Source organism: Psychrobacillus sp., assembly GCF_032154225.1.
Classification (GTDB): Bacteria; Bacillota; Bacilli; order Bacillales_A; family Planococcaceae; genus Psychrobacillus.
Genome location: NZ_JALDYF010000010.1, coordinates 74,410 through 94,033 on the forward strand (window position 1 = coordinate 74,410; position 19,624 = coordinate 94,033).

Consider the following 19,624-nt stretch of genomic DNA (forward strand, 5'->3'; position numbering starts at 1 on the left):
GTATATACGTTGAAAAAAATTGGATGAACATATATTAGGAGGAGATTGGAATGGAAGAGAAAATTGAGATTGGCCAAACGTTTATGGTGTTAGATGAAAATGATCAAGAACAGGAAATGGAAGTAATTGGTCTATTAACTGTTGAAGAGGTCGACTACACTGCGGTTGGTTTTGTAGAAGATATCCAAGATGATGAGACAGATGAAGAAATCGATGTGTTCTTTTTCCGTATCGGAGATGGCGGAGAATTATCTATGATCGATAATGACGAGGAATTTGATAAAGTTTCATCGGCGTTTAGAGAAGCAGAAGAAGCAGCAGAAGCTGAATAAATAAAATGTTTAAGAAAAGAGCTGTTTTACTTGAATGATATATTCAAGTAAAACAGCTCTTTTTATGTTATTGATAATTATTTATTTGTCTCCGCCGTAGCGAAGCATTCGGTATCCGACGCGTATATGTGTTTGTATATACTTAGGGTTTGCTGGGTCTTCTTCTATTTTTTTTCGCAAAGTTACCATAAAGACACGTAGACTAGGGACGTCGGATTGAAGTGCATTTAGCCAGACTTCCTTCAATAAAAAGTTATGTGTTAGTACTTTTCCAACATGCTTAGACAGTACGACTAATAACTTATACTCAATAGGCGTCAAATGGACTTCCTCGCCATGAACAAACACTGTGTTTGCTAAATAATCAATTTTTAAATTACCGTTTACGAATACTGGTTGATCCTGATCGATATTGCGCTCGTTTATGTTTCTCCTTAATGCTACTCTAATACGAGCTAGTAATTCATCTACGCTAAAGGGTTTCGTTACGTAATCATCCGCACCAGCATCGAGGGCGTTGATTTTATCATATTCTTCGTCTCTGGCACTCACAACTATAATGGGAGTTTGAGACCAACTACGGATTTTATGAATAACTTCAACACCGTCCATATCAGGTAGCCCTAGATCTAGAATAATTACATCGGGTTTCATCGAAATCGTCCTTTGCAGTGCGTTTTGGCCATCTTGTACAGTCTCGTATTCATAATGCTGTGTATTTAATGTCATCTTTATCAAATGACCAATAGCTACATCATCTTCTACCACAAGGATGCGTTTATTCATGGACGTTTACAACTCCTTTTTTAAGAGAAAAACTAAAAATCGTACCCCCTGGTTCATTATCTGCAACAGTTAGTTCACTGTCGTGTAATTTTAAAATTGTTTGACATAAGGCTAAACCAAGTCCCAGACCTCTCCGACTATCGCTTCGCTGCACCTTACCTGTTGTAAAAGGTTCAAATAGTTTTACTTTTAAGGATTCTTCAATGCCAGGTCCATTATCCGCGACGCTAAAGTGAACATAGCTATCCATTTCTACTGCCGTTAAGATTATCTCACTACCTGCTGGCGTATAGGCGAGTGCATTATCAATCATGTTAATAATGACTTGAATGATGAGACGTGCGTCCATTAATGCGAATAATAATTCAGGTTCGACATGGTAAGAGATTTGATGCGTATCGTTTATGCGAACGACGTGTAAAAGTGCTTCTTGCATAATATCCTCCACAAGTTCTGGTTGTATCTCAATTGCAAGTTTGCCATCATCTAATTTAGAAACAGCAAGCAAGTTCTCCACCATTTGTACGAGCCATTTCGAATTACTATAAATATCCTGATATAATTGTGTTTTTTGTCCGTCATTAATCTTTTCTCCATTTGTTAACAATATCTCAGCATTTCCCGAAATACTTGTAAGGGGAGTCCTTAAATCATGAGAAATTGCCCTTAAAAGGTTTGCTCGCATTTGTTCAAGTTCTGCTTCACGAGCAACTTCTTCATTCAACTTCTGTAAATACCATTTATCAAGCGCGAATGAAAAATCATTCATGATAGCGTGTAGAATATGACGCTCAAACGCTGGTAATGGAGCTTCTTTTGCTAGAGCTATTCCAATAACACCCTTCACATCGCCACCAGATATGAATGGCAAATAGTATGCTTTTGCTTCTGGAAAGATATCAGTTGACACACCTGCTACATGGTTGTTGCTTGCTACCCAGCTTGCTACGCCACGTTCACTTACATTGTCAAACAGGGTTGCCACTTCTTTATTTTCTAGAGTAGTCATGCTAACTGTTTGAAAAAAAATAGACTTTACGATTAGATTTTTGTCTATTTCAAAAAACTCAACTGGCTTTTCGACTAGTTTTACAATTTGAGACATGCCTTCATGGATGATTTCTTCTATTGACTTTGCTTTTTGTAATTTACGATTTGTTTCGAGTAATACTTCCATTCTATAAGACTTACGAACTGCAACGATAGCTTGCTTCTTTACTTTCCTAGTTAAGCTACTAGTAATAAAACCGGAAAGAAACATGATTAAAAACGTCATTGGATAGTCTCGATAGTATGCTTCGAATGAAAAACGAGGTTCGATAAATAACAAGTTGAAAAGAAGCACCGCCACTAGTGAACTTATAATGCTTACTATCCAACCAGATGTCCATGTTGCAAGTATTAATACTCCTAAAATATAGATTGTAATAATATTTGATTCACTAACACCAAATTCGAAGAAAAGTAATCCTATGAATGATGCCAAAGAAAATATGACAAACATTTTAAGTAAGTCCATCCATTCAAACTTAAGATGAGGTTTTACTTCAGGAAATCGCATAGGTTCGTTCTCTTCATCAGGTACAATGTGTATTGCTAGGTTCGGAACAAAGTCATTGATTCGGTCGCCTATTTTGGAGTTAACACGCCACCATTTCTTTTTTAAAGTGGTTCGTCCTATTACAAGTTTTGTCACACCGCTTATGTTTGCATAATTCGCAAGTGCAACTGCTACATCATCTTCCTGTACAATCACGACATTTCCACCAAGTTGTTCAGCCAGTTTGATGTTCTGCTTTAGCCGTTCAGAATTCACTTCGTTACTATCGTTCTTATCAACTTTCTGTACGTAAAGTGCTGTAAATTTGCCATGAAAAGCTTGTGAAAGTCTAGCTGCTGTTCGGATAACTTTCGCATTGGTTGGTGAACTACTGATGCCAACCAATATATGCTCCTCTACATGTATGGTTTGACCTAAAGAATCATTCTTACACGTCTTTTGATGAAAAATTATGTCTGCAGTTCTACGCAGTGCAATTTCGCGAAGTGCCTCTAAATTCTGCTTTCGGAAGAAGAAATCGATCGCTTTTTCTGCTTGTTTTAAGTGATAAATTTTACCTTCTTTTAATCGTTGAATTAAATCATCGGGCTCAATATCTACTAGCTTTATTTGTGTCGCTTGATCAATTAAATAATCAGGAATACGTTCGCGTACGTTCACTCCAGTAATTTCTTCCACCAAATCGTGAAGGCTTTCAATATGCTGAATATTAACTGTCGTGTACACATGGATACCTTTTGCAAGCAATTCCTCCACGTCGCCAAAACGTTTTAAGTGGCGAGTAGTCGGTACATTTGTATGAGCTAGCTCATCAATCAGTACAAGCTCTGGCTTACGTTCTAGCACCGCATCGATGTCCAATTCTTCAAAAGTCTTTCCTTTATAATCTATTTTTCTAGTCGGTATTTGTTCAAGTCCTTCTAGTAAAGCTGTTGTTTCAGGTCGGTCGTGTGGTTCTACATAACCTATGACAACATCTATTCCAATTTTTTTTACTTGCTGAGCAGCATCTAGCATCGCATACGTTTTACCTATCCCCGCAGCGTACCCAAGAAATATCTTTAGCTTGCCTACTTTATCTTCTTGTTCTTCTTGTTCAATCATTGCTAAAAACGCCTCTGGACTTGGACGTGTGTCTCCCATCACCCATCACCTCCATTACATTATAGTCCTATCTTCCATTAAGATAGCGTAAAGATTTTAATCTTTATGCCACCTTAATATAAAAAGCTTTTTCCTAACACTACATTAATTTGAATTCCATTATGATGAACACATCCAATAGAGAAAGGATGATTCAATTGATGGACGTTTATATGATTAGTTTACTAGTTATAAGTTTTGCAAGTCTTTATGGACTGACAATTTGGTGCTACAAACAAGTTAATCAGTAAGGAGGAAATAGCTATGTGGTTAGGATTGGGGATTATCATCGTATTGCTATTTGGCTATTTAGGTCATGCATTACTTTATCCAGAAAAATATTAACTTGAATCTACTTTTAGGAGGTAAGGAATATGTGGCAAATAGCCATTGTTTTGATCATTTATTTACCACTAGTTATTCTAGCGGGCCATTATATGTATCATGTGACCATGGAGAAAAAGACGTGGCTCGATCCTGTACTAAACCGAGTTGATAATGTCATATACAAACTTAGCGGCATCAAGCAAGCTAATATGACGGGTAGACAATATGTGCTGGCACTGATTCTTTCGAATGCTTTTATGATATTCATTGGATACGTCTTATTGCGGATTCAGTCAGCTTTATTTTTAAATCCAAATGGCATTGATAATATGGAAGCGACACTTTCTTTCAATACAATTATTTCTTTTATGACGAATACAAATCTTCAGCATTATAGTGGAGAATCAGGATTAAGTTATTTGTCTCAGATGCTGGTTATCATCTTCATGATGTTTACATCTGCAGCTACAGGTTATGCAGCTTGCATGGCCTTCTGTCGCCGATTAGTGGCAAAGACTGATACAATAGGCAACTTTTTTGTGGATTTTGTACGAGTAATAACACGTATATTAATGCCAATTTCTATCGTAGTTGCTGTGTATTTAGTATCTCAAGGTGTTCCGCAAACCCTCAGTTCGAATAAAACCGTTCAGACAATAGAGGGGAAGATGCAGGATATCGCTCTTGGACCTATAGCATCTCTTGAATCTATTAAGCATGTGGGAACAAACGGTGGAGGGTTTAACGGGGCTAATTCAACAACTCCATTTGAAAATCCTACTGCAATTTCAAACATTGTAGAAATGCTTTCTATGATGCTGTTGCCAGGTGCCTGTGTTGTAGCGTTTAGTTTAATGGTTGCTCATCGTCGAAAGAAAACAATATTCGGTAAACAAGGGCTAGTCATTTTTGCAGCGATGAGTGTTCTATTTTTAATCGGATTGGTTACTTGTTTTGTGGCAGAGCGTGCAGGGAATCCGATTATAAGTGAGCTTGGCATCACGCAGGATCTTGGCAGTATGGAAGGGAAGGAAATGCGATTTGGTGTTGCACAATCCGCACTTTTCACTACTGTTACAACTGCTTTTACAACTGGATCTGTTAATAATATGCACGATACCTTAACGCCAATTGGTGGCCTCGTACCAATGTTTAACATGATGTTGAACGTTGTTTTCGGAGGTAAGGGAGTCGGACTCATGAACATGATGATGTATGTGCTACTGACCATCTTCATTGCTTGTCTAATGATCGGTAGAACTCCCCAGTTTTTAGGAAAGAAAATTGAGGAAAAAGAAATGAAGTTAATAGCTCTTTGTATATTAATCCACCCCGCAATCATACTGCTGTTTTCAGCACTTGCAGTGGCAACAACATCTGGGGTAGCTGGAATCACAAATCCGGGTGCACATGGATTATCGCAAGTTTTGTATGAGTTCGCATCTTCCTCAGCGAACAATGGCTCTGGTTTTGAAGGATTAGCTGATAACTCGACATTTTGGAACGTAACGACTGGCCTTGCTATGTTTTTTGGTCGCTATCTATCTATTATTATTCAACTAGCTATTGCATCACTACTTGCTATTAAATTATGGCATAGCGATTCGGTAGGGACATTGAAAACAGACAATGCAATGTTTACATTCCTGCTTGTCGCAATTGTACTGATGATTGGGGCTTTAACATTTTTACCTGCATTGGCACTCGGTCCAATTACAGAACATTTACAAATACGTTCTTGACGAGGAGAGACAATAATGGAAACTGCTTCAAAGAAAAGTTTTATAACGCGCGATATTATGAAAAGTTCAATTGTAGGAGCTTTTAAAAAATTTAATCCGATATATATGATAAAAAATCCTGTTATGTTCGTAGTGGAGATTGGCTTTATATTTGTTCTAATGTTAACTATTTTTCCGACTATGCTGGATGAGGGAGCAGGGGAGAATGATCGTCTCTATAATGTTATCGTAGCTTTTATCCTATTCATCACAATACTATTTGCGAACTTTGCTGAATCTATTGCAGAAGGACGAGGAAAAGCACAGGTAAAGACGCTAAAAAAATCAAAAACAACGACTGAGGCGTGTGTCCTACTTCCCGATGGTTCTGAGGTAATGAAGCAAGCGAGTGAGCTGACAAAGGGCGATATTGTCTTAGTTCAGGCAGGTGGAGTCATTCCAAACGATGGGGATGTAATAGAAGGGATTGCTACAGTTGATGAATCGGCTATCACGGGAGAATCTGCCCCTGTTGTAAAAGAGCGCGGTGGTGACTTCTCGTCTGTTACAGGTGGTACGACTGTGACAAGTGATTGGCTAAAAATAGAAATCACATCACTGCCTGGAGAATCTTTCCTTGATAAAATGATTAGCCTTATCGAAGGGGCGAATCGTAAAAAAACACCGAATGAGATAGCACTGAACACACTATTAGTTAGTTTTACTATTATTTTCTTACTAGTTGTAGTTACTCTTTATCCAATGACTACTTACTTAAATGTGCATATTCCTATAGCAACGCTAATTGCGCTGACTGTTTGTTTAATCCCAACGACCATTGGAGGTCTTTTATCTGCAATCGGTATTGCGGGGATGGATCGTGTAACACAGTTCAATGTAATTGCCATGTCAGGTAGAGCTGTCGAGGCATGTGGTGACGTGGATACATTGATTTTGGATAAAACAGGAACTATCACTTATGGAAATCGTATGGCATCTGAATTTACTGCTGTGAAAGGTGTAAATAAAAAAGAGCTAATCCGAGCTGCATGGCTTAGTTCTCTTACGGATGACACACCAGAGGGGAAATCTATTTTATTACTCGCTTGCAGATTAAACGTGGACACTGCTGATGAGAAAATGATTATAAATACGAGCAATCACATTTCATTCTCAGCACAAACACGCTTGAGCGGGCTTGATATGAAAAATGGAACTAAAATCCGCAAAGGTGCTTACGATACGATTAGAAAAGAGTGTATTGCTGCTGGTCATACTATTCCTAAGGATTTAGAGGAACTAGTTCATCAAGTATCAATAGTTGGAGGAACACCCCTAGTTGTAATGGAAAACAATAATATTCTAGGTGTCATCTATTTAAAAGATATTGTGAAACCAGGTTTAAAAGAACGTTTTGAGCAGCTTCGTGCAATGGGTATTAAAACAATCATGTGTACAGGGGATAACCCGCTTACTGCAGCTTCCATCGCTAAGGAATCAGGCGTGGATAGCTTTATCGCAGAAAGTAAACCGGAAGATAAGATAAAAGTCATTAAAGATGAGCAAGCACTTGGAAAAGTTGTGGCAATGACTGGTGATGGTACAAATGATGCACCCGCACTCGCGCAAGCAAATGTTGGGCTCGCGATGAACTCTGGGACAAATGCAGCAAAAGAAGCTGCAAATATGGTTGATTTAGACTCAAACCCAACGAAAATTATTGAAATTGTGGAAATCGGAAAACAATTGCTCATGACACGAGGGGCTCTTACGACATTTAGTATTGCGAACGATGTAGCAAAATACTTTGCAATTATTCCAGCAATGCTGATGGTAGCAGTTCCAGAAATGAGCGCTTTAAATGTTATGATGCTAAATTCACCTACAAGTGCAATCATATCTGCATTGATTTTTAATGCCATAATCATCCCAATGCTAATCCCGATTGCTATGAAGGGAGTAGAATACAAGCCGATGAGTGCATCCAAATTATTAAGCAAGAACTTGCTAGTTTATGGACTAGGCGGTATTATCGCTCCATTTATCGGTATTAAAATGATTGATTTAATAATTGGACCAATTCTACATGTGATTGGCCTATAGGAGGAAAAGCTTTATGAAGGCATTTTTAGAAAACTCTAAACAAGCACTGCTGGTCACTTTAGTAATGTTTATTTTATGTGGTTTGATTTACCCATTTGCAGTCACAGGAGTTGCTCAAGCTTTTTTTAACTATGAGGCAAATGGTAGTTTAATAGAAGTAGATGGAAAAATTGTAGGCTCTGAACATTTAGGGCAGGCATTTACGGCACCTGAGTATTTATGGGGGCGCGTATCTTCCATAAATTATAATGTCTATACAAAAGAAGATAAGGTGCCAGATCAAAATGGTGAAACAGCCTATAGTGGTGTCAGCTCTGGTTCTTTCAATTATGCTCCGTCTAACCCTGAACTACAAAAAAGAATAGAAGCTGATATTGAACTATTTTTAAAAGCTAATCCAAAAGTAAATCGAGAAGAAATTCCAGCTGATTTGATGACTGCTTCTGGATCCGGCTTAGATCCGCATATAAGTGTAGATGCAGCTCAAATTCAAGTAGAACGCATTGCCCAAGCAAGTGGAATCTCGATTGTAGAAGTGGAGAAAATTATCAAAAAAAACACGGATAGTAGTGTGTTAGGTGTAATTGGAGAAGATAAAGTAAACGTCCTAGGTGCAAACTTGGATATATTTGAACAGATGAAAAAGAGATGAGTGGAAGAGAAGGGGGAAATTATTCCTTCTCTTTTTTTGTGGATTGTAGGGTTTTTCAAAAAGATAATGGCTCAAATCTTCACAAAATAGATATTGACACAGCATAAAGAGGGGGTAATATGAAGAAAAGGAGAAGATTCTATGAAAAAGTTGAACGATTGGAAAATTGGTACTAAATTATTTGGTATTCTAGGATTTATGATTATTGTAATTGTCGTTATAAGCGGACTGTTAATACAAAAAATAAATCAAACTGCGAATGAAATGAAAAAAGAACTATATACGGAGTTATATGAATCAAGTTCTTATCTACTAAATGCAGACCGTGATTTTTATCAGGCAGAGCAAGCTATAAAGGATGCATTGATAAATAAGAGCTCGGCAAATGCGCAAGCTGTTTTTGATGACAATATTGCACAAGTACGTGAAAGAATGCAAAGTGCTCAAGAAATACTTATTAATGACACTGGAGTTAACCAAGGAGAGATTGGCGGTTATTTCTCTGAATTTTTCGGAATGTTCGATCAATGGGAGAAGGATGCAAAAGTTATTTTGATGAATAGTACAGAAGTTTCCATTCCCTCACTCAATAGTTTGCGAGAAGATTTTGAAACTACTCGAAATGAAATTAATTCTATTCAGGAAAGCATAGAAATATCCGCAGTCGAAATGATAGATGAAATTAATGAAAGCATACAAACTTCGATAATTACAATAGCCATTGTCATTGTAGTCATACTAGTTACTATGGCAGTACTAGGATTCTTCCTTATCCGAAGTATTACGAAACCAATTTCTCAACTCGTACATGTGAATCAATTAATAGCAGCAGGGAATCTACAATTTGAACCAATTCAATTAAATAGAAAAGATGAGATTGGTCAATTAGATAACTCCTCTCAAAAAATGATTCAGTATATAAAACAAATGATTTTGGGAATGCAGGAGTTAGCGGGAGAAGTAAAAACACAAACGAATGATTTAACTGAGGCTTCGATGTCGGTAAGTACAGGAGCAGAGTCGATTGCCGCAACAATGGAAGAACTCGCTTCTGTTACAGTAGTACAAGCTAGCTCGACTACTGATATTTCTTCATCGCTAGAAGATCTTAATGCACAAATAAAAGCATCTACAGTAGAAGGAGAGGAACTCCAAAAAGTATCCAAGGATGTTTTCAATCACGCTTTAGAAGGCAGTAAGCAAATGGATGTATCTGTTACTCAGATGGAAGAAATCACGAAAATAATGACTGAATCTGTAGATAAAGTAAAAGAGTTAGAGAATATGTCTGCTAAAATATTCACTTTGGTAGAAGTGATACAAGCAATAGCAGAGCAAACGAATTTATTGGCATTGAATGCAGCTATTGAAGCGGCTCGTGCAGGAGAGTCGGGTAAAGGTTTTGCAGTTGTTGCTGATGAGGTGCGCAAACTTGCCGAACAGGTTGCTAAGTCGGTTACAGAAATTACGGGTATTATTAGCAATGTTCAATTAGAAACCAAAGAAGTAGTAGAAACATTGGAAGTCGGTTATGAGAAAGTTACACTTGGTAACGAACAGATACAAATTAGCCAAGAAAGCTTCCATACAATTCATGAATCAATGAACGATATGATGACGAGAATTCAACATATTTCAACTAATTTAACTTTGATTAATGGGTCTAGTGAAGGGGTAAGTCATTCTCTTCAAGAAATTGCCTCGTCTTCAGAAGAGGCGGCTGCTGGTATAGAAGAAAGCGCTGCTTCGGCTCAACAACAAAATGCTACTCTCGAAGAAATAGCATCAAGTGTCGATACGCTGGCTAATTTATCAGATGATTTATTTACATTAACGAAGAAGTTTTCCATTTAACAAACAATCCGACCTTAACTATTCAGGTCGGATTGTTTTTTTCTTAAAGGGATAACCTTCCAGTAAGTGATTATTCGCCAAAGCCATTCAAGTGGGCCCATAACGAAAAAGCGGAGCCAGATTATGCTAAATATAAGCTGGAATACATAGATGAACAGGCATATGAACAATGTGTCGATATAGCTTAGCTGAGAAGTGATAAGTACATTGGCAGCTATTAATATAAAAAATGTTTGCCCTAAATAATTTGTTAATGCCATTCGACCATAATATTTTAATGGTGCAAATAGTTTTTGGAATATATTGAATCGCAAAAGTAATAATAGAAGTCCAATATAAAATGCAGATAATAAGGGCCCGATGGTAATACCTAACCTCAAAAACGTGCTCGTTTCATCGAACGTGCCATCTTCATTTGCAAAAATCATGTGGAAGAATGGTGTAGAAGGTATACTTTGATATTGGATGTAAAGTCCGATTGCACTAAATAAGAACGCAACTGTCGTGAAAATTGCTAGCTTTTTTGTTTTTTGTGAAAGGTTTTCGAATACACCGTATTGTCCACAAACTAGCCCTAATAGCATTAACGGGATTATGAGACCTGCTTTTGCTGCTGCCGATGCGAAAAACAATAATAGTATAAGTGCAATTACAAGGTTAATCCTTCTATTTACTTTATAAAAAGGCAGTATGATAAACCCGATAACGGCATAAAACAACAATGCTTCTCCTGGATGGAATGTGGAATGGACTATTCCCATCACGAATAATGCGATGAGTCGACGGGTAAATAAAATATAAGCCCTTTCCCCTTTTGTTATTGCACGAGAGATGAAAAGGTAAAAACCTACGCCAAATAAGAAAGAGAAAATAGTAAAAAAGCGACCTTCTACGAATAAATATAAAAATCTTTGATAGCTTGCATCAAGTGTATCTGTCGCTGGAACATTAATATTTAATAAAGGGAGTATATTCACTAAAATAATACCTAGTAATGCAAAACCTCTTAAATAATCAAGGTCATCAATCCGCCTATTCAGTTGGTGTTCTTTCATTTTAAACCTCCTAATTGTCCATATTAAGGAAGGACGAAGCATAGTGGAGAATAGTTCCAACTGATTAAGAAGTAAAGATGGTATTTGCATAATCCTTTTTTTGCTGGATAACCTACCTATTATAGAAAGGATGATGAATTAGATGGAAGAGACAAAATTTGCACATCTTGACAATGAACAGTTGCAAGAACTTAATGAACTGGAGGATAAGCTAGGGGTTACGCTAGTTGCTTATGATACTATGGCAGCATTCAATAGTACGTCGAGTGATATAGCTTCGTCTTAGGAGAGGAATACTTATACGCAGTTCAATTTCAAAAAATCTTTAATTTGAACTGAAACGAAAAGAAGCTATCCCTCAATCAATGGAAGAGGGATAACTTCAGTCGTTTTATTGTACAAAATCTACAAATTCATGAACTGGTTTTCGGTAACCACGTGGGCGGCGACTAGTTTCTTTTTCTTTCCCCATCGTGATCATTAATACTGGTTCATAATTTTCATCAATGTTTAAAATCTTACTTACTTCCTCTGTGTTAAAACCGATCATTGGACAAGTATCCCAACCGTATTCTTTCGCTGCAAGCATGAACATCATTGCGGAAATAGATGCGTTACGAATAGCTTCGTCACGTTGGAACTGTTCTCCGCGTGACTCATAAAAATTCACTGTTTCTTGAACGATATCTTCGTATTGACCTTGGTTGATCATTCCTAGAAAAAGAATTCCTTCATTGATGCTTGCAGTATGCTCGTGTGCTTTTTTATCACCAAGTACCATAATTACAGCACTTGCAGAGTGAATTTTATATTGGCCAAAAGCAGCTTCTCTAATTTGTTCTTTTTTATCATGATCCGTCACTACGACGTATTTTGAATGCTGTAAATTAAAAGCCGATGGCGCTAGCTTAACCATTTCAAAAATTCGTTGGAAATCTTCCTGTGGTATCGGATAATTTTCTAAGAAATTATTGGGAGATCTTCTGTTTTCTACTAAAGATTTAAATTCCGTCATTTTATAAAACTCCTATTCTACTAGATAACATTAAAAATTGTATGCATCATCTTTTGCTTTTTGAATAAGTTTCATAACATCTATCATCTGAACCGTATCATCGACAAGGCGATTAAGACGGAAGTGTACATCGTCATTCACAATTTCTTTTCGGTAGAAATCTTTTTCTTCTATAAATACATAAGTTTGTACAACGGTTGCTTTCATATAAGCTAAAATTGGTTTCAATTGCTGTTCTACCATTAGGTAGTGCTTAGATGATCCGGCAGTTACGACAATGCTCACTACTTTTTCACGGAATGCATTTTCAGGTAATAAATCAAAAATGTTTTTCAATGTTCCAGGAATAGACGCCTGAAAAGTTGGTGTACCAATAATAAGTGCATCTGCCGCCATAATCGCTGCAGTTACGTATTTTGTATCACCTTCATAATCTAGATAATTCCGTCCATCGCTATAAACGACATCGTAATTACCTAAATCAATTAGTTCCACTTCTGCATCTGGATATTTTTCGCGTACTTGATTGATCGCATAGTCCATTGCAATTTTAGTTTTTGAACCGACGATAGAGCCGGAAATTCCAACGATTTTCATTGTGAGTAACCTCCTATTTTTGAGCAGTTGCTTTTTTCACTGCTGGCATAATTACTGTTGCAAGTAATTCAATATTTTTTGCTATTTTATCGAACGGTATGCCACCTGCATCAATTTGTGCTAAGAAACGTTGATGACCGTATAATTCATGTTGGTACAGCATTTTTTCAATAATTTGTTGTGGGCTACCGACCATTAAAGCATCTCGGACACTTGCGGATTCAGCGAATTGTGCTTTTGGATAACCTGAACCTCTTAATTGCAGCATCGTATTGTTAATGTACGGGTAAAATTCACGCATTGCAGTTTGTGAATCTTCTGCTGTGTATAACAAACTAGTTGTAGAAATAGGGAGTGAATCAATATCATGACCGTATTCATGTGCTACGGAACGATACATATCTACCGAATGTTTGAATGCCATCGCTGGTCCACCTAATGTAGTTAACATCATTGGTACGCCTGCGCGTCCAGCTTTTATCGCACTTGCTGGTGGTCCTCCTACCGCACGCCAAATTGGCATTTTCCCATTCAATGGCTGCGGGAAAATTTGTGCATTGTTTAGAGCAGGTCTAAATTGTCCGTTCCAAGTAATATTTTTTTCTTCATTTATTTGCAATAAAAGATCCATTTTTTCTTCAAATAAATCCTCATAGTCTCGAACATTGTAGCCAAATAATTCATAAGCTCCTAAGCGAGACCCACGACCTGCAACGATTTCAGCACGACCATTGGAAATAAGATCAAGTGTAGCAAAATCTTCATATACTCGAACAGGATCTGCGGTACTTAATACTGTTGCAGAGCTAGCGATTTTTATGTTTTTCGTTGCTTGTGCAATTGCACCTAACACGACTGTATGTGCAGAAGTTGCGAACATTGGCTGATGACTTTCTCCAACAGCAACAACGTCTAAACCTGCATCATCTGCTAATTTTGCTGCTTCGATTAATTCTTGAATTCGTTGCTGTTCACTAATTTGATGTCCAGTAAGTGGGTCCATTAAATGATCCCCGATTGAATAAATTCCTATTTCAATTCCGTTGTTTGGTTGGAGGCGATATTGTTCCATCATGTTAAAATTCCTCTTTTCTTATATTTAATAAAAATTTAAATATCTACTCAGATAAATGTCTAGCTTCAGGGCCTAGCCCCTCGAGGTTAAATGCGAGTTTCTTGCGGTGGCTGGAGAACTGCCTCCTCAGAAACCGTCATTTACTTTTCGGGGCTGACATAGGCGCTTACGCATTTTTAAATTATCGGTTTTAGTTTTGCTTCTATTTCTGCTCGTCTATTTTCTAAAAATGGAGGTAATGCTAATTCATTTCCAAGGTTTTCACTTACTTCATCTGCCAAAAATCCAGGGCCATCTGTTGCTAGTTCAAATAAGATGCCATTAGATTCTCTGAAGTACAGACTATGGAAGTAGTAGCGGTCGATAACACCAGTCGTTTCAAAGCCGGCTTCTGCAACTCGTTCAGCCCATTCTTTCATATGTTCTTCTGTATCTACTCGAATAGCAATATGATGCACACTACCACGACCTGGTCGTTCTTTATCACCTAGCAGTTTTTTCAAAACGATTTCACTGTAAGCAGCACCTTCAACTGATTGGTAAACTGCTTCTTCTTTCGTTGCAGTAATTTCGTGATAACCAAGTAAATTGGCCAATGTTTTGCTCGTTTTTGCTATATTACGAACGGTTAACTCTACGGGTCCAATACCTAAAATTTGATGTTGAGTAGGAACGACAGAGTCTTCCCATGGTGTCCAAAATGTTGGTATTTCTTTTTCTTCGTGATTTATAAGTAGTAATTGTAATCCGTCTGGATCTTCAAAAGGTAAAGCTTTTCGGTTGCCATACATGAATTTTTCTCCATGGTTTACACCCAATACTTGAAAACGTTCTTGCCAGTATGTTAGTGTTTCTTCATTTTGTACTAATAACCCAATTCTAGAAATAGAGTTAGTTCCACGATGAGTTCCAGCTGCGATAGGTAGTTCGAAAAACGATAATTCAGTACCAGCACTTCCTGTAGTATCGCCGTAAAATAGGTGATACATAGAAGGGGTATCCTGATTGACTGTTTTTTTCACTAGACGTAATCCCAAAATATCTCTATAAAAATGAACATTTACTTGTGCATTTTTTGTAACCATTGAAACGTGGTGATGCCCTTTAATTGTATTCATTATTAATGTCCTCCTTATCACTTTACGTGTAAACTGAAAGTGTAAAAAAATTTTATATTTTTTTTTGTAAACTATTTTTTTGTATTTTGGTCATAAGTGTATATAGTTGTTTTTTCTCTGTTTCATCAAGCACTTCGTCAAATAGGGAAGATTGAAAATTTGTTTGTTCAGGCATTGCATCTTGTATGAGAGCACGACCTTTATCGGTCAATGAAATGTACTTGATCTTCCAGTCTTGTTTACGAACGATTAAGCATTCTTTTTCTAAACGAGTGAGCATGCGAGAAATGCCGCCACTACTAACGGTTAGTTTTTCTGCTAAATCCATTTGAGTAATTGGTTCGTAAATATGAATTTGTGCTAGCACGTCAAATTGTGCAACGGTCATATCATATCTTTCTAAAAATTCATTGGATAGCTGATTGCTTCGCTGTACAAAGCGTGCCATTCGCAACCAGATAAGTGAACTGAGCGTATTCTGTTCCATTAATCTCAACTCCTTTTCTTTCTCTTGTAACATCAGTTTACTAGTCAATTGAATAAAAAGCAAGTGTTTTATTATTAATTTTTCACGCGTGTTGATTACCCATTTTATTCAATTTAGTGGTTTCGGGAGGGATTTGCGCTACAGAGTCGGACGCTTACCGCGGGCACGGCTTCAATCTCCTCGTCGCTGCAAAAATATGCTCCTGCGGTTACTCGTCGGAAAGGTACTGGCCAAATAAAATTCGGCCAGTATCTTTCCTGCGGGGCTTTCAGCTCGCGCTTTTCCCGCTGGTGTCGCCACCTCTTTCGCTCCAATCCAAGGGAGCATGTTAGAAGCTTTAAGGCTATCCCTCTATTAAAACTTTTTCCAACTAAAACGTAGGGTGACTGATCGGGAAGTAAATGAAAATATAAAAGCATGGAAAATCAGAAAATTGATTGTCCTATTTTATCGTTCAGCCCTATGATTACTAAACCATATAGATAGGTATTTACTGAATGCCGTAGCTCGTCGGGTCGCATGAGCCGAAGTATGAGACCCACTTGGGTGCAGCACAAGTTGGCTCATGCAAGGTGCGGCACGCGCGAAGGTATAGTGGCTATTCGCTAAGAAGCACTATATGTAAAGTACGTATGAGAACGTAAAGCAAGTCGAAAACGAGTGTTTTGTTTTAAAGGGTGTTCTTTTTTCCTAGAAGCACAAATTTTTAAAAAATAGGATAATCAACAAACATGTTCATTTTTATTTTTTGCTCCGCTTTTCACTCTTTTCAGCTGTGCAACAATAATTACGCTAATAATAACAAGTAAGAACCATGAGCTGATTTTACCTATGTGAACGAGTGACCAAGTCGTTTCCTGGTTCGGATATTGCCATGCACCAAGGAACGTCGTAATATTTTCTGCAATCCAGATAAAAAATCCAATGAGTAGGAAGGCAAGAATCATGGGCATTTTATAAATTTTTTCATTCACTTGGAAACTGACGAATGTTCGGAAAAAAATCAAAACTAATAAAGCTTTTAATACCCAACGTATGTCGTATGTAAAATGATGCGTAAAAAAGTTCATATAGATAAGGAAGCTAATACTAATTGCAAAAAAGGGTTTTGGCCAATTATACATTTGCAAATCATGTCGTCTCCAGCTTTGGCAAATATAGCTTGCTACGCTCGCATACATGAACCCGCTGTATAATGGTACTCCAAAAAACTTGCTATATGCATCGTCAGGATACGACCACGAACCCATATGTACTTTATAAAGCTCAAGTGCTAAACCAATAAGATGAAAAACACAAATAACTTTTAGTTCATCTATTGTTTCTAATTTGGATACAAGCATAAAAATCTGAGCAGCAATACAAACAATTAAAATAAAATCATAGCGGGGTAAAAAAGGAATTGTAAAAAATTTAGATACTGCAAGAGCAGCGAAAATGATAACAGGAAAAATGCAGGAAAGGGCTTGTAAATAAGTAAAGTGAATAAGATTCCTCATAGTACGTCAACTCCGATTTTTTGTTTTCAAGACTTGGACGAATTGTAATTCTATAAGTTTCCTCTATATAAAGCAGGAGGAATAGTGTTGCTTGTGGAAATAGTAAAGGATGCGAAAAAATTTACAACTAGAGGAAGGCTGATAGCAGATGATGGCACGAGACATAACGGTAGACTATGCAAAAGAGTTGGATAAGCAAGATAGGCTTCGAAAGTATCGCGATGAATTTTATTTGCAACAAGATGTTATTTATATGGATGGAAATTCTTTAGGGTTGTTATCAAAAAGAGCGGAGCAGTCGCTGCTATTGTTACTCGACTCATGGAAGAATCATGGTATTGACGGTTGGACGCAAGGGGAGCATCCATGGTTTTATTTCTCTGAAAAGCTAGGGGAAATGTGTGCACCGCTAATCGGAGCAGAAAAAGAAGAAGTGATGATGACAGGGTCTACTACAACGAATTTACATCAGTTAGTAGCCAGCTTTTATAAACCAGAGGGAACGCGGACAAAGATATTAGCGGATGAATTGAATTTCCCATCGGATTTATATGCGATTAGTAGTCAGTTAGCATTGCATGGATACGATCCTGACGAGCATATGAAGTTAGTGAAAAGTCGCGATGGAAATACGCTTCATGACGAAGATATAATAGAAGCAATGACGGATGATGTGGCACTCATTATATTGCCAGGTGTGCTGTATCGTAGTGGACAAATCTTAAACATGGAAGCGCTTACGAAGGCTGCGCATGAGCGAAATATTTTAATTGGCTTCGACCTTTGTCATTCTATTGGAGCAGTTCCACATAAGTTAGATGAGTGGGATGCGGATTTTGCTTTTTGGTGTAATTATAAGCATTTAAATGGAGGACCTGGAGCAACTGGAGGTTTATATGTGAATCGAAAGCATTTTGGCCAAAAGCCAGGTTTAGCAGGTTGGTTCGGGTCGAATAAAGAAAAGCAGTTTGATCTATCTATTAAAATGACCCCAGCAACGGATGCAAGTGCTTATCAAATTGGGACGCCAAATATTTTAAGTGCTGCACCATTATATGGCTCACTAGAAATGTTTGCGGAGGCAGGAATGGATACCATTCGAGATAAGTCTATTAAGTTAACAGATTATATGATGTTTTTAGTAGAACAAGAGCTGAGTGACTATCAGTTTACGATTGCCAATCCAACGGAAAGCGAACGTCGTGGAGGTCATGTTTATCTCGTTCATGAAGAAGCAGCTCGTATTTGTAAAGCATTAAAAGAGTATCATGTCATTCCAGATTTCCGTACGCCGAATGGTATTCGTTTAGCGCCAGTCGCGTTGTATAACTCATTTGAAGATGTATGGAAAACGGTTCAAATTTTAAAGAGCATAATGAAGGAAGAATCATATAAAAAATACGAAAATAAGCGTGATGTAGTTGCGTAAATGGAGGAATACGATGTCTAAAAATATTGCGGGGTTAAATGAACAATTGGAAAATGAAAAAGGAATTCACACTGATTTTCGTGAAGACATGACGTACGGAGAATATTTAAAACTGGATGGGATTTTATCTAGTCAAAGACTATTATCTGGTCACCACGATGAGATGCTTTTCATTATCATTCATCAGGTGAGTGAGCTTTGGATGAAGTTAATGTTGCATGAATTAACTAGTGCGATTGAGGCAATTCAAGAGGATAAAATGCAGGCGGCCTTTAAGATGTTGGCACGCGTAACGAAAATTCAAACGCAAATTATTCAAGCTTGGGATGTATTATCAACTTTGACGCCAGCAGAATATTTAGAGTTTCGAGATAGCCTTGGCAAAGCTTCTGGTTTTCAATCGTATCAGTATCGCCAAATCGAATTTGCACTTGGCTATAAGTCTAAGCATATTCTTAAAATTTATGAAAAAGATACAGAGCTACACGAACAGTTAGAGAAAGCATATAATGCTCCAAGTATTTACGATGTAGCAATCCAAGCATTAGCAAAGGGTGGATTCGAGCTGAACCCAGAAGTGATCAAACGGGATTATTCCGTAACATACGGTGGGGATGAAACAGTTGCAAAAGCTTGGGAAGAAGTGTATCGAAATGTCGATAAACATTGGAACTTATATCAATTAGCAGAGAAGCTTGTAGATGTAGAAGATTGGCTACAGCAATGGCGTTTCCGTCATATGAAAACAGTGGAACGTATTATTGGATTTAAAACGGGGACAGGTGGATCGTCTGGAGTAAATTATTTGAAGCAAGTACTAGACCATCGTTTCTTCCCGGAGCTATGGGATGTAAGAACAAGTTTGTAGGG

18 protein-coding genes are annotated in these 19,624 nt (G+C 37.6%); 9 read left to right on the plus strand and 9 right to left on the minus strand.

Features of this window, described 5'->3' with window-relative positions:
* Positions 1 to 50: 50 nt before the first annotated feature.
* On the plus strand, positions 51 to 332 hold the full coding sequence (locus tag RUH95_RS13760; protein WP_313893455.1) for a DUF1292 domain-containing protein: 282 nt from the start codon (positions 51 to 53) through the stop codon (positions 330 to 332).
* An 81-nt stretch (positions 333 to 413) separates the two neighbouring features.
* On the opposite strand, the gene RUH95_RS13765 is transcribed toward RUH95_RS13760, so the two are convergent.
* The gene (locus RUH95_RS13765) at positions 414 to 1,118 is read right to left on the minus strand and encodes a response regulator transcription factor (RefSeq protein WP_313893456.1); all 705 of its coding nucleotides are present in this window, start codon (positions 1,116 to 1,118) and stop codon (positions 414 to 416) included.
* Positions 1,111 to 3,822, minus strand: a complete 2,712-nt coding sequence (locus RUH95_RS13770; RefSeq protein ID WP_313893457.1) for a sensor histidine kinase KdpD — start codon at positions 3,820 to 3,822, stop codon at positions 1,111 to 1,113. The genes RUH95_RS13765 and RUH95_RS13770 overlap by 8 nt, the downstream gene beginning before the upstream one ends.
* Positions 3,823 to 4,086: 264 nt before the next feature.
* Between RUH95_RS13770 and kdpF the strand changes: the two genes are divergently transcribed.
* The 5 genes from kdpF (at position 4,087) to RUH95_RS13790 (ending at position 10,479) form a co-directional block, all read left to right on the plus strand.
* Positions 4,087 to 4,167, plus strand: a complete 81-nt coding sequence (kdpF, locus tag RUH95_RS21530; protein ID WP_397469511.1) for a K(+)-transporting ATPase subunit F — start codon at positions 4,087 to 4,089, stop codon at positions 4,165 to 4,167.
* Positions 4,168 to 4,196: 29 nt separating this feature from the next.
* The gene (kdpA, locus tag RUH95_RS13775; protein WP_313893458.1) at positions 4,197 to 5,891 is read left to right on the plus strand and encodes a potassium-transporting ATPase subunit KdpA; all 1,695 of its coding nucleotides are present in this window, start codon (positions 4,197 to 4,199) and stop codon (positions 5,889 to 5,891) included.
* Between the two features lie 15 nt (positions 5,892 to 5,906).
* Complete coding sequence (kdpB, locus tag RUH95_RS13780; protein WP_313893459.1) at positions 5,907 to 7,973, plus strand: potassium-transporting ATPase subunit KdpB; 2,067 nt, start codon at positions 5,907 to 5,909, stop codon at positions 7,971 to 7,973.
* 13 nt (positions 7,974 to 7,986) lie between these two features.
* A complete protein-coding gene (gene kdpC, locus RUH95_RS13785; RefSeq protein ID WP_313893460.1) occupies positions 7,987 to 8,625 on the plus strand; it encodes a potassium-transporting ATPase subunit KdpC in 639 nt (212 codons plus the stop codon).
* A gap of 141 nt (positions 8,626 to 8,766) precedes the next feature.
* Positions 8,767 to 10,479 carry a methyl-accepting chemotaxis protein gene (locus tag RUH95_RS13790; RefSeq protein ID WP_313893461.1) on the plus strand — a complete coding sequence of 571 codons (1,713 nt, stop codon included), beginning with the start codon at positions 8,767 to 8,769 and terminating at the stop codon, positions 10,477 to 10,479.
* A gap of 14 nt (positions 10,480 to 10,493) precedes the next feature.
* Here the strand turns inward: RUH95_RS13790 and RUH95_RS13795 are convergent, their stop codons facing one another.
* The gene (locus RUH95_RS13795) at positions 10,494 to 11,534 is read right to left on the minus strand and encodes a DUF418 domain-containing protein (protein WP_313893462.1); all 1,041 of its coding nucleotides are present in this window, start codon (positions 11,532 to 11,534) and stop codon (positions 10,494 to 10,496) included.
* Positions 11,535 to 11,676: 142 nt separating this feature from the next.
* Between RUH95_RS13795 and RUH95_RS13800 the strand changes: the two genes are divergently transcribed.
* Entirely contained in the window at positions 11,677 to 11,820 is a 144-nt protein-coding gene (locus RUH95_RS13800) for a hypothetical protein (protein ID WP_313893463.1), read from the plus strand.
* A gap of 105 nt (positions 11,821 to 11,925) precedes the next feature.
* Here RUH95_RS13800 and RUH95_RS13805 read toward each other — a convergent pair whose 3' ends face one another.
* From RUH95_RS13805 to RUH95_RS13830, 6 genes are all read right to left on the minus strand, one after another.
* A complete protein-coding gene (locus tag RUH95_RS13805) occupies positions 11,926 to 12,549 on the minus strand; it encodes a nitroreductase family protein (RefSeq protein WP_313893464.1) in 624 nt (207 codons plus the stop codon).
* A 30-nt stretch (positions 12,550 to 12,579) separates the two neighbouring features.
* Positions 12,580 to 13,146, minus strand: a complete 567-nt coding sequence (locus RUH95_RS13810; RefSeq protein ID WP_313893465.1) for an NADPH-dependent FMN reductase — start codon at positions 13,144 to 13,146, stop codon at positions 12,580 to 12,582.
* Between the two features lie 13 nt (positions 13,147 to 13,159).
* Positions 13,160 to 14,218, minus strand: a complete 1,059-nt coding sequence (locus RUH95_RS13815; RefSeq protein ID WP_313893494.1) for an LLM class flavin-dependent oxidoreductase — start codon at positions 14,216 to 14,218, stop codon at positions 13,160 to 13,162.
* Between the two features lie 179 nt (positions 14,219 to 14,397).
* Positions 14,398 to 15,339 carry a ring-cleaving dioxygenase gene (locus RUH95_RS13820; RefSeq protein WP_313893466.1) on the minus strand — a complete coding sequence of 314 codons (942 nt, stop codon included), beginning with the start codon at positions 15,337 to 15,339 and terminating at the stop codon, positions 14,398 to 14,400.
* Between the two features lie 52 nt (positions 15,340 to 15,391).
* Positions 15,392 to 15,826 (minus strand): MarR family winged helix-turn-helix transcriptional regulator, encoded by a 435-nt coding sequence (locus RUH95_RS13825; protein WP_313893467.1) that lies wholly within the window; start codon positions 15,824 to 15,826, stop codon positions 15,392 to 15,394.
* Between the two features lie 722 nt (positions 15,827 to 16,548).
* Positions 16,549 to 17,325 (minus strand): DUF817 domain-containing protein, encoded by a 777-nt coding sequence (locus RUH95_RS13830; protein ID WP_313893468.1) that lies wholly within the window; start codon positions 17,323 to 17,325, stop codon positions 16,549 to 16,551.
* A gap of 151 nt (positions 17,326 to 17,476) precedes the next feature.
* On the opposite strand from RUH95_RS13830, the gene kynU reads away from it, so the two are divergent.
* Positions 17,477 to 18,754: a kynureninase gene (gene kynU, locus RUH95_RS13835; protein ID WP_313893495.1), complete on the plus strand. Its 1,278-nt coding sequence runs from the start codon at positions 17,477 to 17,479 to the stop codon at positions 18,752 to 18,754.
* Positions 18,755 to 18,767: 13 nt separating this feature from the next.
* Positions 18,768 to 19,622, plus strand: coding sequence for a tryptophan 2,3-dioxygenase (kynA, locus tag RUH95_RS13840; RefSeq protein WP_313893469.1), 855 nt, complete (start codon positions 18,768 to 18,770; stop codon positions 19,620 to 19,622).
* Positions 19,623 to 19,624: the final 2 nt, after the last annotated feature.

What these genes read in the sequence shown, in the direction of transcription:
- RUH95_RS13790 (WP_313893461.1), top strand. Translation starts at nt 8,767, where the DNA reads ATGAAAAAGTTGAACGATTGGAAAATTGGTACTAAATTATTTGGTATT.
- RUH95_RS13825 (WP_313893467.1), bottom strand. Translation starts at nt 15,826, where the DNA reads ATGGAACAGAATACGCTCAGTTCACTTATCTGGTTGCGAATGGCACGC.
- RUH95_RS13820 (WP_313893466.1), bottom strand. Translation starts at nt 15,339, where the DNA reads ATGAATACAATTAAAGGGCATCACCACGTTTCAATGGTTACAAAAAAT.
- RUH95_RS13765 (WP_313893456.1), bottom strand. Translation starts at nt 1,118, where the DNA reads ATGAATAAACGCATCCTTGTGGTAGAAGATGATGTAGCTATTGGTCAT.
- kdpF (WP_397469511.1), top strand. Translation starts at nt 4,087, where the DNA reads ATGTGGTTAGGATTGGGGATTATCATCGTATTGCTATTTGGCTATTTA.
- RUH95_RS13770 (WP_313893457.1), bottom strand. Translation starts at nt 3,822, where the DNA reads ATGGGAGACACACGTCCAAGTCCAGAGGCGTTTTTAGCAATGATTGAA.
- RUH95_RS13830 (WP_313893468.1), bottom strand. Translation starts at nt 17,325, where the DNA reads ATGAGGAATCTTATTCACTTTACTTATTTACAAGCCCTTTCCTGCATT.
- kdpA (WP_313893458.1), top strand. Translation starts at nt 4,197, where the DNA reads ATGTGGCAAATAGCCATTGTTTTGATCATTTATTTACCACTAGTTATT.
- kynU (WP_313893495.1), top strand. Translation starts at nt 17,477, where the DNA reads ATGGCACGAGACATAACGGTAGACTATGCAAAAGAGTTGGATAAGCAA.
- kdpC (WP_313893460.1), top strand. Translation starts at nt 7,987, where the DNA reads ATGAAGGCATTTTTAGAAAACTCTAAACAAGCACTGCTGGTCACTTTA.
- RUH95_RS13795 (WP_313893462.1), bottom strand. Translation starts at nt 11,534, where the DNA reads ATGAAAGAACACCAACTGAATAGGCGGATTGATGACCTTGATTATTTA.
- RUH95_RS13815 (WP_313893494.1), bottom strand. Translation starts at nt 14,218, where the DNA reads ATGGAACAATATCGCCTCCAACCAAACAACGGAATTGAAATAGGAATT.
- RUH95_RS13800 (WP_313893463.1), top strand. Translation starts at nt 11,677, where the DNA reads ATGGAAGAGACAAAATTTGCACATCTTGACAATGAACAGTTGCAAGAA.
- kynA (WP_313893469.1), top strand. Translation starts at nt 18,768, where the DNA reads ATGTCTAAAAATATTGCGGGGTTAAATGAACAATTGGAAAATGAAAAA.
- RUH95_RS13805 (WP_313893464.1), bottom strand. Translation starts at nt 12,549, where the DNA reads ATGACGGAATTTAAATCTTTAGTAGAAAACAGAAGATCTCCCAATAAT.
- kdpB (WP_313893459.1), top strand. Translation starts at nt 5,907, where the DNA reads ATGGAAACTGCTTCAAAGAAAAGTTTTATAACGCGCGATATTATGAAA.
- RUH95_RS13760 (WP_313893455.1), top strand. Translation starts at nt 51, where the DNA reads ATGGAAGAGAAAATTGAGATTGGCCAAACGTTTATGGTGTTAGATGAA.
- RUH95_RS13810 (WP_313893465.1), bottom strand. Translation starts at nt 13,146, where the DNA reads ATGAAAATCGTTGGAATTTCCGGCTCTATCGTCGGTTCAAAAACTAAA.